Below are 14,362 nucleotides of genomic sequence, written 5' to 3'. Positions count from 1 at the left end.
AGGACCTTTTAACGTACTACTTAATAGTTTTAGTTCGTTGCAACATATGGAAACGAATGAACTTTCCTAATTCGGTCACAGCTAGGACAATCACTCCGGCTGCGATTGGAATTAACCAACCGTATGTGAAGTTGATGTTTGTTGTGTGGAAAATTGATTGCATGAATGGGAGGTAAATTATTCCCAATTGTAAGGCAATTAAAATTCCGATGATGTAGAAAGCCATTTTGTTTTGGAAGAAATATTTGGAAATAACGGGATGGTCATTTCGCAAATTGAATAGGTAGAAAATCTTACCAAAGATGATAATATTTAATGCCATCGTACTACCGACAACTTCAGGCATACCCTTATCTGTTAAGAAGTCGAATGCCCAGATTCCTAGTCCAGAAATCAATAAGGAAACGTAGACGATTTCGAATGTATCAAGTTTCGTCAACAGTCCTTTTTTAACATTACGAGGTCCACGAGCCATAATTCCAGCTTCTGGCGGTTCGAATATAAAGGCAAATTGGATTGTTAAAGCTGAAACCATGTTGATCCAAAGCAATTGTGCCGGATATAGTGGTAAATCTTGTCCCAATAGGATACTGATTACCACGATTAATCCTTCCGCAAAACTGGTTGGAAGTAGGAAACGAATCGTCTTACGAATATTGTCAAAGACGTGGCGACCTTCACGAACCGCAACAACGATATCGGCAAAGTCATCGTCGGCTAAAACCATATTGGCTGATTCTTTCGCGACTTCGGTACCTTTAATACCCATGGCAACACCAATGTCAGCTTGTTTCAAAGCGGGAGCATCGTTGACACCATCACCTGTCATGGAAACAACGTGATTGTTGGCTTGTTGAGCGCGAACAATTCGTAATTTGTTAGCAGGAGTCGTTCGGGCAAAGACGTTGTAATCGTCAATTTTTTCGTTTAATTCTTCGTCGGACATAGCGTCAATTTCAGGACCAGTGATGGCCTTGATAACTGAATCTAAGTCGAGTTTTTCCGCGATTGCTGAGGCCGTATCAGGGTGGTCACCGGTAATCATTTTGACTTTGATACCAGCCATTCGTAATTCATGGATTGAGGCTCTTGCCTCTTCACGAGGTGGATCAATGATACCAACCATGCCAGCCAAAGTTAGGCCGGTAATTTGGTCAGGTTGAATTTCTTCAAAGCTATCATCGACAACTTTATATGCTAAAGCAACTACACGCAGTCCTTCAGATGAAAGTTCTTTAATCTTGTTGTTCCAGTAATCTTCGTCAGTTGTTTTAACCGAGGCATTAATGATAGTAGTAGGTGAGCCCTTGACCATCAATACTCTTTGGTTATTTAAGTTGGCTAAACGGGCTGAAAAACGGAAGGCTGAATCAAATGGTAATGAATCAATTTCATCAACTTCAGGGTCGTTACCAGTCATCTTGCGATAAAGGGTAGTTAGGGCACCGTCAGTTGGTTCACCGGTTAGTTCCCAGTGATTATTTTCAAAGTGAAGTTGAGCGTCAGTTGTTTGACCAGCAATATCGACTAGCCATTTCATACTAGAATCTTGTTGCCAATCGTAATTTTTATCCCCAAGTTTTAAGCTACCGGAAAAGTCAATAGCTCCATCACTATCATATCCAACACCTGTGACGTCAAAATCATGTAACGGCGTTACAACTTTTTTAACAGTCATTTCGTTCTTAGTTAAAGTACCAGTTTTATCAGTATTAACAATATCAACAGCGCCTAAAGTTTCGACAGCGGGTAATGATTTAACAATCACGTTACGCTTAGTCATTTTACGAGTTCCCATGGCTAGTACAACTGAAGTACTGGCTGGCAAACCTTCGGGCATTGAACCAACGACCATCGTTATAACGGCAATCAATAATGTTGGCAAACTGTAAGTATCGATAAAGTAACCAATAATGAACAAGATTACAGCAGCAACTAGGATGGCAATTGACAAACCAAATCCAAGTGAATTCAAGTTTTGCATCAAAGGGGTGGGCTTTTCTTTGACGGACTCAACTGAGTTTTGAATTTGACCGATTTCAGTATCACCAGCTGTGGCAGTTACAACTCCCAAAGCAGATCCGTGTGTTACGGCAGTGGAAGCGAAAACCATATTTTGACGATCAGCCAAAGGTAATTTATCATCTGTGATTGGTTCTTCAATCTTTTCGACGGCATTAGTTTCACCGGTCAAAACAGATTCTTGAACACTCAAGTTATCAGCAGAAATTAATCGTAAATCGGCTGGAACAGCATCTCCAGCTTCCAAATTGACTAAATCTCCGACAACCAAATCTCGAGCGTCAATTTCCAACTTTTCACCATTACGGAAGACAAAGTTTTTCGAAACCAACATTTCACGGATTTTTTCCAGAGCATTACCGGCTTGTTGTTCTTGAACATAACCGATGATGGCGTTGGCGATAATAACTAATCCGATAACGATCGAATCGGAATAACGATGCATCAAGAAGGTCATGATCGCAGCTGCGGCTAAAATATAGATGATACTGTTGTTAAATTGTTTGATGAATTGAATGAATTTAGAGGTCTTCTTAACTTCTAGTTCATTGCGTCCATCACGATCCAAACGACGTTTAACTTCAGCACTGGTAAGGCCATCTTCAGCGTTAGTTTGGAATAATTTGTTAATATCTTTGGCATCCATTTGCCATAATTTTTGAGAGCTCCTCGGGGGCTCCTTAGAGTTATCTTTGGAACTAGTACTTTCTTCTAACATTTAATTTTCTACTCCTAATTGTATTTATCTATTAAATTACGATGAATCTTTTTAACGAAGACCAAGGTGCCCACTCCCTTTCAATTATTTGCCTAAAGGTATCTCCAGAGATGAGAACATTTACCTGCTATGCGGACCGGCTCGAGCCAAAGAGCGGTCTCGAACCTCGGTTGAAGCCTTGTAAAATCGGCAAGTCTCCAACACGCCCGGTGGTGTAATTGCTAAAGCAATAACGCCACTTTCGCTGCTGATGAATACTCTCAGCTCTTCCAACTGGTTTGTTTTCTATTATGAATAATAAAGTGAAGACTTCTGCTATTTCAAATAAATCATAACCAGGGGTCATATCTTATTTTCATATTCCAAATTTCAATTAATCTATAGTTGGTTTCATTCAACCTTTGGCATTCATATAATTATATTTGTGTATATTATGATATGGGGCTCAATGCCTATTGTCAAAGGATTTTTATTCTACTTAGTTCAATAATTGGATTGAAGATAGTAATATACGTCATACTGAGTGTCATTTAAATGATTTTATTTATTAACTTCCAACGAAATATTTGATATTGTCTTAAACAGTTGATTTCAATTTCTTAATCTCATATAATAACAAATGAAAAGAGACCACAGGAATGCGCTCCTGTAGTCTCAATCATCAGACGGAAAATGATTTACTAATGGGTAAGACTAATCTAAATGATTAGTCTTTTTTAGTGCCTTGGCTTTTATAAATATGAAATACGCTTTTGCCAAGTAATAAACACTAATTGCAAACTCTAAGAGCTGCAAAGCCACACCTTCAATCTGATCCCTGTTATCAAGTCATACACCTCCATCAAAACGGAATAGGCGAGGGGTGTTGCACCATTTAACTGGCTGACTAAAGTCAACAAAGATAGCAAGTCTTCGACAGCATGACTCTAGCCATAGTATATAAGAAATTAATTTTCCTTGTATCAAAAATTGACCGATAATTGTAAAAAATCCCTGTAACAATCTTTTATCGATTGCTGCAGGGATTTTGTGGTTATTAGTATGAAATCGGAACATTTACTTTACATATAAAATCAATTAGTCGGAGGGACTGAGAATATTTACCAGCTGTGGGTGTGGCGTTAGAGCTTTAGCTCTTACACCACCGGGCGTGTTTGGAGACTTGCTGTTTGTGCAAGCATTCAAACCGAGGTTCGAGACTGGTCCGCATAGCAGGTAAATGTTCTCAGTCCTGGAGACGGCTTTAGTTAAATAGTCCGCTGAAGAATGAAACGATACTGTCCCAAATTCTTTGTAGGAAGTTACGATTTTCCTGAGTATTTAAGTTGTTGAAAATATTCTTAGCTTTACTCATGATATCGCTACTTAACTTAGAAGCTTGTTCCTTGAAGTTTGAATTGCTCAAAGCTCCGGAATTTTTAATCTGGATCATCAAGTTAATAATCTGTGTTTTTTGATTATCAGTGATGATGTTTTGCAAATTATTCTTTTGTAAGTTGTTATTTACAATTGTTGTAATTTGATTATTAGTGATGGTATCGCCTTTTTGAGCCATATCTGATTTGATTCCGGCAACAGCATTATTCAATTGTTTATCAGAGTAACCATCAGTGCCTTTGTTAGCATCAGTAATGCCACTCAAGACGCTCATTTCCTTTTGTGCGGCGTTAACCTGGCTTTGATTCAAGCTATCACCACTATTAGCGTAAGCAGCGTAGATACCGGCTAGGGCACCAGATCCATCGATTGGGGTAGCCGAGGTTACATAGATATTAGCATCGCTGATACCAGCAGTAACGGCGGCATTACGATATTGGTCAGCCGTAATAGTTGTGATGTTATTTTTACCATTATAGTCAACGATTTTAACGTTAATACCTGAACCAGATGAAGTCTTTTGAATCAAAGCAGATGACCAAACACCAGAATTACTTGTGAATGAGTTACCACTTGGATTCAAATACTTAACCAATGTGTCACCAGTAACGGTGATGGTCTTGTAACTACCATTATTAATTTGTGAAGATAGGGCGTTGATTGTTCCTTGACGTTGGTCGCTAGTTAAAGATGTTCCCAAAGTCATGACTGGTTGATCACTTAGATCATCAGCTTTAACGCTTTGTGCTGAGAAGATTCCCAGCGTGATTACAGATAATAAACCTAACAAAATAATATTTAACTTTTTCAAGGTTATATCCTCCTTAAACCCAATTAAACCAAAAATGTGTGAAAATTTCGAGAAGTTAGCTAAAATTTTTCGGAAACTTAATCTCTGAAATGGTTTTTTTGTTGCCATTGTGCTATTCTGTAGGTTCTAGGATTACGCTTAAGTAATAAAATTAAAAGGATTAGGTGAAACACAATGAAAATTGTCGTTCTTTCAGGTGGAAGAAGTACAGAAAGAAATGTTTCTTTATCTTCCGGAGTTAAAATCACCAACGCACTACGTAGCAAGGGTTATGAAGTCGCATACGTTGATTCATTTTTAGGTAAGGATGTTGATGAAGATAAGATTGACGATCTTTTTACAACTGAACCAGAGAGTGAAAGTAAACTTATCATTGATGATGAAGTTTTAACGGATGAAAAAATCAATGCACTTCGTACCGATGGAACTCGTGGTCTTTTGGGCCGTAACGTTTTGAAAATTTGTCAACACGCCGATATCGTCTACATGGGACTTCACGGTGAAGATGGCGAAAATGGTAAGATGCAAGCAGTATTCGATGTCTTTGATATTAGATATACAGGTAGTGGCTCACTTGCTTCAGGTCTTGCTATGGATAAGAAGTATTCTAAAGAAATTTTTGTTCAAGATAAGATTCCAACAGCTCAGTATACAACTACTAAGACAGCTAAGATTTTGTCTGAAGATATTCCATTCAACTATCCAATGGTAGTTAAACCATCAAACGGTGGTTCAAGTGTTGGTACACACATCGTTAGAAATGCGACTGAATTGAGAGAATCAGTAGCTGACGCTTTGAGATTTGATAGCGAAGTTTTGATTGAAGAATATATCAAGGGTCGCGAATTCTCAGTTGCTATCGTTGACGGCTTAGTACTTCCCGCAGTGGAAGTTACCGTTGATACAGGTTGGTATGATTTCCAACATAAGTTCCAAGAAAACAATGTGACACATTTCATCACACCACCAGATAACTTGGATGATGAAATTCATGCTAAGATGCAAGCTTTGACAAAGAAGACTTTCGAATCATTAGGCATGAGCAATTATGGTCGTGTGGACTTCTTGTTACGCGATGGTCAATTATACGTTATGGAAGCAAACACTTTGCCAGGTATGACACCATTGTCATTGATGCCAAGAGAAGCAGAAGCTGCTGGTATTTCATACCCTGACTTATGTGAAAGAATCATTATGAGTAAAGTTAAGTATTACGAAAATCGTCAATAATTATTTTTAGGCATGTCCTGTAATGGGATATGTCTTTTTGTTTGGGCCGCTTCCGGTTTACAGTGATTGGAGTTCTGCTATGGGGACCGGTCCGAGCCGAAGGGCGGTCTCGAGCCTAGATTTGAAGCCTCGCAAAAACCGCGAGTCTCCAAAGTCGCCCCGTGGAGTAAGAACGAGAAAATCACTTGCCCTAACTCCACCTCCACAGCAGACTCCAATCACTGTAAACCTCCAGCTAATGTATTGCTGTAGTAATATATGAATCTTTATTGAATGAAAAACTTATAATTCAGTCATAACGTAAGATGAACGTTCAAGTATCTTAATAGAGAATTAAGGTAGTCGGAGGAGCTGATAGTATTTACCCGCTGTGGGTGTGGCGTTATTGCTTTAGCAATTACACCACCGGGCGTGTTTGGAAACTTACCGAACTTTGGTAAGGCTTCAAACCGAGATTCGAGACCGTATTCTGGCTCGGATCGGTCCGCATAGCAGGTGAATACTATCAGCTCTGGAGATGGCATTATACCTAATTTACCAACGATGGTAGCGCTTTGGATATTGGTTATCTTTAGTGTATGATGTTATATGGAAGTTATTTAAAAATCTTTGATTGCGAGGAATTTTATTTATGACTAGAAAAATAGGAATTATCGGTATGGGTAATGTTGGTGCTGCTTGTGCTCACTACATTGTTGCTAGTGGTTTTGTCGATGATTTGGTCTTGATTGACAAGAACGAAAAGAAAGTTAAGGCTGATGCATTGGATTTTGAAGATGCCATGGCCAATTTGCCATATCATACTAATATTTTTGTAAATGATTATTCTCAATTGGATGATGCTGATATTATTATTTCCGCTGTTGGGCACATTAAGTTAATTGGTGGAGATCATCCAAATCGTTTCGGTGAATTGAAGCCAACTGGTGATTCAGTGACTGAAGTTGCCGAGAAAATCAAACAGACTGAGTTTAGCGGTATTATGGTCGTTATCAGTAATCCTAATGACGTCATGACTTCAATGTATCAACAAGTGCTTGGTTTCCCTAAAGAACGTGTTATCGGAACTGGTACTTTGCTAGACTCAGCTCGAATGAAACGCGCTGTTGGTAAGGCATTCTCAGTCGACCCTCGTTCAGTTTCTGGTTACAACTTGGGTGAGCATGGTAATTCACAATTCACTGCTTGGTCAACTGTCAAAGTTATGGATCAACCAGTTGAGAAATTGGCTAAGGATTCAGGACTTGATTTGGACCAAATTAACGAAGATGTACGTATGGGTGGCTTTACTGTCTTTGATGGTAAAGGTTATACCAACTACGGTATTTCAACTGCTGCTGTAAGATTGTCATTAGCTATTTTGAATGATGCTCATATCGAATTACCAGTTTCTAATTACCGTGAAGAATATGGCGTTTACCTTTCATATCCAGCAATCGTTGGTCGTGAAGGTATTTTGAAACAATTACAATTGGATTTGCCACAAGCTGAGTTGGATAAGTTGCAAGAATCAGCCGATTATATTAAGAAAAATATTAAATAGAATGAAATTAGACGACATTTCTTAATTGAGATGTCGTTTTTATTTTATTTGCAAAATAAGGTATTTAAATTATTTATTTCAGGATAAAATGGGGTAGTTACGATTAATGAGATAAACGCCTTAATAGTTAAGACGTTAACAGAATCAGAAATAGAAGGAGATTTAAATATTGACTGGGGAATTGAATACTCAAAGGTTCACGATGGATGCATTTTTTAAGGAGTTTGGGGACTTGCAAGTTCCACTCTATCAACGTGGCTATGATTGGCAAACTAATCAAGTTGATGAAATGATGGATGATTTGTCCGAAGTTATTGACGAAAAACAGGATGCTCACTTTTTTGGATTAATAGTTTTAAATAGTGATGCACAAGATAAAAAGAAATACGTGATTGATGGTCAACAACGTATAACAACTAGTTTTATATTTTTGGCAGTAGTAAGAAATGAATTTTCGAAATTGAATGAAAAATATGATGATGCTAGAGCACAGCTAAGGGCTGATGATCTTCAAGATAATTATTTTGGAGAAAGAGGAAGTTATCGTTTTGGGCAAAGCAAAGATTTAAACGATTATTTTGAACGTAATATTATGAATAAAAACACATTCAGTGAAGAGATTTCTGGCAAGCAATCTTCCAAAAAAAATGTGTTTGAAACCTATAAGACAATTGATACATGGGTTAATGATAAACTTAAAAAAGAGCAACAACCTAATGAAAAAGTTAAATTGTTGTACAGAATTCTAAATAGCTTTTTGGAAAACTTCTATGTGATTACATTATCGACAACAAGTCAATCAGATGCTTTCGTTATATTTGAAACATTGAATGATAGAGGAACTGAGTTAAGTGCGAGTGATTTATTAAAAAATCATCTCTTAAGAATATCTGGAGATGATATTAATGAAGTGAAAAAATACTGGGATTCAATGGTAGATTCATTAAATGGTGGAGCTAAAAATGTAACGAAATTTGTAAGATCATATTGGAATTCGAAAAATGAATTTGCGACAGAAAAACTTTTGTATAAGAAAATTTATACAAAAGTTCAGAACCGTGCAGATGCGAAAAGTCTTATTATCAGTTTGAATGGATTAGCTCCAGTGTATGGTGCAATTTCAGATCCAAAGTCGACAGAATATTTTTCTAACGATGAATTAAACAGGGAACTAATTGCCTTGTCAGACCTCAATGTTAAAACATATTATCCGGTTATTTTAGCGTTAAAGGAAAATGGGTATAGTGAGTCTGATATCTTAAAAGTTGTACACAAGATAAGTTCATTTGTCGTTAGGAACTTTACAATTGGAGGCCTGGTTGCTAATAAATATGAAAAGACCTTTTCTAAAATTGCTATTGGTATAAATGATGGAAAATATGCATCGATAGATGACATTAATAATGATATTTCTGAGGATACGGTTCCGGACGATAAATTTAGAATAGATTTTGGACAAGCACAAGTTAAAACTGAAAAAGCAAGTAAGCATATACTAGCAGATATTTTTTATTCAGACGAAATTGGAAAAATTGATATGAATAATGTAAAAGTGATTAATATCAATAAGAATATTAGTGATCCCGATTTGATTGGTAACAAAGTTTTAGTCACTAAAAACGAGTCTGGTAGGATTAAACAAGCACCTACACGTAAGTTTGATATTTTAAGAGAATCAAAATTTAGCTATACAAGAAAAATGGCCGAAAATCGCAATATTACTGAGGATGAAGTCAAAGAAATTCAAGCGGAGAATGCAGATTACGCGGTATCTTTCTGGAAGTAGGAATGAAATTAAACGACATTTCGTATATGAAATGCCGCTTTTTTATGAAAAAATAAGATTATTAATTAATTTTTAATGAAATTAGAGTATAATGGCAACTACAACTTATTTTGAATTGAGAGGTAGATTATATGACAAGAAAAGTAGCAATTATCGGAACAGGTAATGTTGGAGCAGCCTGTGCGCATTATATCGTTAGCAGTGGTTTTGTGGATGATTTAGTAATGATTGATATTAATGAGAAAAAGGTTAAAGCCGATGCTCTAGATTTTGAAGATGCGATGGCAAATTTGCCATTCCATACTAATGTTTTTGTTAATGATTACTCTCAATTGGATGATACAGACGTAATTATTTCTGCCGTTGGTAATATTAAATTGCAGGATCGAGTTAAACCTGACCGATTCGCTGAATTGGATTTCACAAGTAAGGCAGTTATCGATGTTGCTACTAAAATTAAAGCAACTAAATTTGATGGAAAAATCGTGGTGATTAGTAATCCTAACGATATTATGGTTTCTATTTATCAAAAAATCACTGGATTGCCAAAGGCTCACGTCATGGGAACCGGAACTTTGTTGGACTCAGCTAGAATGAAACGCGCTGTTGGGGCAGCTTTGAATGTTGATCCTCGTTCTGTGCAAGGTTACAACTTGGGTGAACATGGTAATTCACAATTTACTGCTTGGTCAACTGTCAAAGTTTTGGACCATTCAATCGCTGAACTAGCTGAAAAAGATGGTTTGGACTTGGATAAATTGAACGAAGATATCAGAATGGGTGGTTTCACTGTCTTTAGTGGTAAGAAATATACCAATTATGGTATTTCAACTGCTGCCGTTAAGTTAACTTTGGCAATCTTGAATGATGCTTATATTGAATTGCCAGTTTCCAATTTCCGTGAGGAATATGGCGTTTACCTATCATATCCAGCTATTGTTGGTCGTGATGGGATTGAACAACAAATTCAATTGGATCTTCCTCAAGAAGAATTGGATAAGTTACAATACTCAGCTGATTATATTAAGAGCAAATTGCCTGAAGAAGTTAAATAATTATATAGAGTCATGCCATTTAACATATGGTATGACTCTTTTTTTGAATGAGCTGGAAATTTCAAAGTTAAATTGCAAATTCTAATATTTTATTCATTGGTGAAAGCGGATACAATTTGAACTGTAAAGGAGGATAACAAAATGAGATATGGTAATATTCTTAAATTATTAAGAACAAATATACCAAATCCAATTTCTCGTAATGATCTGTGCCAAAAGTTGAATGTCAGTGATCGCACTATATCATCAGATATTAAAGAATTGAATATGGTAGGAAAATGCAATGGATTCGCAATAAAAACCATTCGTAAGAAAGGTTACTTACTTCAAGTTACCAATAAAGAACGGCTTGATAGCTATCTTAATCAGGAGACGAGTGGAAATATATTATTAACGGATGTCCGTCAAAGACTACTTAATTTAGAAATTATTTTATTATTAGCTGGGGATTTTATTACATTAAAGGATTTGGCACAAAGGTTCCATATAAGCGTTTCAACAGTAAAAGATGATTTGAAACGTACTAATCAATTTTTTAAAGAGAAACACTTAAAAGTAGTTGGAAAACCTCACTATGGAATTTATGTAAATGGAAAAGAAAGTAATAAAAGACAAGCAATAATTGACCTTTTTCGGATGCAATTATCCGCACCTGTAATGACACCGGAATACATTACCTTCACACAAATGATTAAAGAAGATGAATTACGAAGAGTTATTCAGGACAGTTTGATAAAAAATGATTTGGTCATAAATGATTTATTATTAAAAAATGTCATTGAACATGTTAGGTTACTTATTTTCAGACTATTGAAAAAGAATTATATTAGTATTTCTGATTACAACGTTCATTTAAAAGGAAATGCTAAAACTGAGGCACTTGTTAGTGACATCGTTAGTTATATTGAAGATACTTATAATTTGGAAATACCCGATTTTGAAATCACTTATTTAAAGACACAGATGATTGGCAAATTATCATACGTTGAGGTTGAAGAAGAAGCAGAGCTAAAGAATCTTATTGATCAATCATTAAAAAAAGTTGATCAAACGTATCGAACTGACTTTAGAGACGACAATGAATTACAGGATTTTCTTCTAATTCATGTGGCGACACTTTTTAAAAGATTATCAACTAACCACCAGTTAACAAATCCCTTAATTGATGATGTTTATGTTAAATATGCCAATGTTATTAATGCATCTTTAGATTTTATGAATTATCTAAACAAGGACTTAACTCATAAATTAAGTAAAGATGAATTGGGATACGTTGCTATTTATTTTGCAGCTAGTCTGGAAAGACAAAAATTAATGGAAATGGAGAATTACCAGAATATTGTAGTTTTGACTCAAGACGGGCGTGGTGCTGGATACCTTTTGGAAACAGGAATTGCTAGATTGTTTCCCAAGGCAAAAATAAAAACCATCTCCATGAATCAAATACATAAGATTGATAAAAAAGATGATTTGGTAATTTCTACAATTTATATACCAGATGACACGTTTTCTATTCCAATTATTCAGATAGATCCAATTCTATCGAATGATAATCTCGATAAAGTTGAAAAATCAGTTAGATTGTTAAATGAAAATCCATATAGATTTGTTGATGAAACACAGTCAGTTTTGAGGTTGTTTTCTGCCACTAACTTTAAGGTATCAAATGAAAATAATTACTTAGATATATTAAAAAAACGTGGATTTAAGTTGGAACAGTGTGGTCAAGCACAGGTTGGTTATAAAGATAGTGTTCTCGAACGTGAATTAAAGATTAGTACCGTTTATGATGCTGGCATTGCAGGGCCACACCCTATGACCAATGTTGCAAATAAGGAAATAATTGATGTCACTATTTTAAAAGAGCCAATTAAATATCAAAATAAAAAAGTTCAGATTATTTTTTTGATTAATATTGGTCAAGGTCATTTAACACTGCATCAAGAGATAAGTCGAATGATGATTGAGTTAATGAAGGATTCCGATTTAAGAAATTCAATTATCAGAGTTAAAAATTATAAGGAATTTATTTATAAGATTACTACTGCAATTAAGAGGAGTTGACATTATGGACGATACAGAAATGAAAGTTTTTCAAATTATTTCAATATCTGGAGATAGTAGAGCACAAGCTTTTGAAGCGTTGAGAATGGCCAGAAAGGGTCAGTTTGATGAAGCTGACGCGAAAATGGAAGAAGCAAGAAAAACTAGTGCTGAAGTTCACAATTTACAAACAGACATGCTGACTGAAGAAGCGAGGGGAAATAAGACACCAGTTGGATTGTTAATGGTGCATGCACAAGACCATTTAATGACTAGTTTATTAGCTAGAGATTTAATTGAAGAAATGATTGAAATGTTGAAAGATAAGCAAACTGAATAAATAAAAAGAAGGTAAAACCGTTATGGATGTTGATGTTAAAGTACTTGAAAGATTATCGAATGCCGATGGAATTGTTTCGTGTGAAGATGAAGTTAGAGATATTTTAAGAGATACGTTAGCTAAATATTGTGACGAAACTATGTATGATGGTTTAGGAAGTATGGTTTGTGTTCAAAAAGGAACTGGAAATGGACCTAAGGTTGTAATTGCTGCTCATATGGATGAAGTTGGATTCATGGTTAGAAGTATTACTGACGGTGGTTTGGTAATGCTAATAGTTGTTGGAGGAGTTAAAACAGACACTTTAGATTTCCATAGATTGCGTTTGACAACTGCAGATGGCAAAAAGTTGAATGGTATGGTTGCTGGTAAATACGAAAAAACTGCAGATTCACAGATGTACTTTGATATAGGCGCAAAAACAAAACAAGATGTTCTTGATCTAGGAATCAATGTTGGAGATATGTTGTCCTTTGGTACAGAATTTGAATCAACGAATTTACCTGATACATATATGGGAAAAGCTATGGACGATCGTTACGGATGTTTTGCTTTAGTTGAAATTGCTAAAGCAATGCAAAATATCAAACATGAAAATGATATTTATTACGTTGGCACTTACGGAGAAGAAGTTGGTTTAAGAGGTGCTAAAACATCAGCACAGATGATTGATCCTGACGTTTACTTTACTATTGATGTTGCAACGTATCCTGATCAATTTAGAAGAGATAATACAAATAATCGTCAAATTGGAAAAGGTCCAATGTTAACCTTCTTTGATCGCACTATGGCACCTAATAAGAAATTAGTGAGTCTAGTTAGAGATACGGCAACGGAAAATGATTTACCACTTCAGTATGACATGTTTAATAACGGTGGGACTGATAGTGGTGAGGCACATAAGGTTCATGAAGGAAAAGCAACAGTAACTACTTGTTTACCATGTCGTTATGGGCATTGCTCTGCATCAATCGTCGATATCAATGACGTTGCTAATATTGCTGAACTATATACAAAGATTCTTCCACAAGTTACAAAAGAAACTACAGATGAACTATACAAATTTTAATTACCTAATAAGGGGGTAACCAAAATGAGAATTGTATTATGTTGTGCTGGTGGTTTTTCGACAACCATGATGATGGAAAAAATGAAGGATGTTATTCGAGCAAGTAAAAAACTAAATATTGATGATTTTGAATTAGAAGCAATTTCTGCTGATCTTTTGGCAGATGAAGAAGGAGAAATTGATGCTGTTTTAATTGGGCCTCAAATTGCTCATAGAGAAGAATATATTAGTTCAATTTTGACACCTAAAGGTATTCCTTACAGAATTATGGATAAGGATACATACGGCAAGATGGATGGGGCTACAGCTTTAAAAATGGCACTTATCGCACATAAAAAAGCAGAACAAGCAAAGGAGTGATGAAATAT

The 14,362-nt window shown here is 35.8% G+C and carries 10 protein-coding genes; 8 read left to right on the top strand and 2 right to left on the bottom strand.

What is annotated here, in order from left to right; translation table 11 throughout:
• Window positions 1-16: 16 nt before the first annotated feature.
• Both AAA923_RS04580 and AAA923_RS04575 read right to left on the bottom strand, forming a co-directional pair.
• The gene (locus tag AAA923_RS04580; RefSeq protein ID WP_338215403.1) at window positions 17-2,668 is read right to left on the bottom strand and encodes an HAD-IC family P-type ATPase; all 2,652 of its coding nucleotides are present in this window, start codon (window positions 2,666-2,668) and stop codon (window positions 17-19) included.
• Between the two features lie 1,315 nt (window positions 2,669-3,983).
• Complete coding sequence (locus tag AAA923_RS04575) at window positions 3,984-4,910, bottom strand: DUF1002 domain-containing protein (RefSeq protein WP_338215402.1); 927 nt, start codon at window positions 4,908-4,910, stop codon at window positions 3,984-3,986.
• A gap of 192 nt (window positions 4,911-5,102) precedes the next feature.
• Here AAA923_RS04575 and AAA923_RS04570 point away from each other — a divergent pair, with 192 nt between their 5' ends.
• The 8 genes from AAA923_RS04570 to AAA923_RS04535 all read left to right on the top strand — a co-directional run bounded on the left by AAA923_RS04570 (window position 5,103) and on the right by AAA923_RS04535 (window position 14,354).
• Entirely contained in the window at window positions 5,103-6,158 is a 1,056-nt protein-coding gene (locus AAA923_RS04570) for a D-alanine--D-alanine ligase (RefSeq protein WP_338214966.1), read from the top strand.
• Window positions 6,159-6,789: 631 nt separating this feature from the next.
• Complete coding sequence (locus AAA923_RS04565) at window positions 6,790-7,701, top strand: L-lactate dehydrogenase (RefSeq protein ID WP_338214965.1); 912 nt, start codon at window positions 6,790-6,792, stop codon at window positions 7,699-7,701.
• Between the two features lie 169 nt (window positions 7,702-7,870).
• Window positions 7,871-9,487: a DUF262 domain-containing protein gene (locus AAA923_RS04560; protein ID WP_338214963.1), complete on the top strand. Its 1,617-nt coding sequence runs from the start codon at window positions 7,871-7,873 to the stop codon at window positions 9,485-9,487.
• A gap of 131 nt (window positions 9,488-9,618) precedes the next feature.
• Complete coding sequence (locus AAA923_RS04555; protein ID WP_338214961.1) at window positions 9,619-10,542, top strand: L-lactate dehydrogenase; 924 nt, start codon at window positions 9,619-9,621, stop codon at window positions 10,540-10,542.
• Between the two features lie 141 nt (window positions 10,543-10,683).
• Window positions 10,684-12,606, top strand: coding sequence for a BglG family transcription antiterminator (locus AAA923_RS04550; RefSeq protein ID WP_338214959.1), 1,923 nt, complete (start codon window positions 10,684-10,686; stop codon window positions 12,604-12,606).
• A gap of 4 nt (window positions 12,607-12,610) precedes the next feature.
• Window positions 12,611-12,925 carry a PTS lactose/cellobiose transporter subunit IIA gene (locus AAA923_RS04545; protein WP_338214957.1) on the top strand — a complete coding sequence of 105 codons (315 nt, stop codon included), beginning with the start codon at window positions 12,611-12,613 and terminating at the stop codon, window positions 12,923-12,925.
• 22 nt (window positions 12,926-12,947) lie between these two features.
• The gene (gene ypdE, locus AAA923_RS04540; RefSeq protein ID WP_338214955.1) at window positions 12,948-13,994 is read left to right on the top strand and encodes an aminopeptidase; all 1,047 of its coding nucleotides are present in this window, start codon (window positions 12,948-12,950) and stop codon (window positions 13,992-13,994) included.
• Between the two features lie 24 nt (window positions 13,995-14,018).
• Window positions 14,019-14,354 (top strand): PTS sugar transporter subunit IIB, encoded by a 336-nt coding sequence (locus AAA923_RS04535; RefSeq protein WP_338214953.1) that lies wholly within the window; start codon window positions 14,019-14,021, stop codon window positions 14,352-14,354.
• Window positions 14,355-14,362 lie beyond the last annotated feature (8 nt).

The sequence above is a fragment of the Companilactobacillus muriivasis genome, from assembly GCF_036246245.1.
Taxonomy (GTDB): domain Bacteria; phylum Bacillota; class Bacilli; order Lactobacillales; family Lactobacillaceae; genus Companilactobacillus; species Companilactobacillus muriivasis.
The sequence above is the reverse complement of the archived record's forward strand: the minus strand, read 5'-3'. Positions and strand labels throughout refer to the sequence as shown.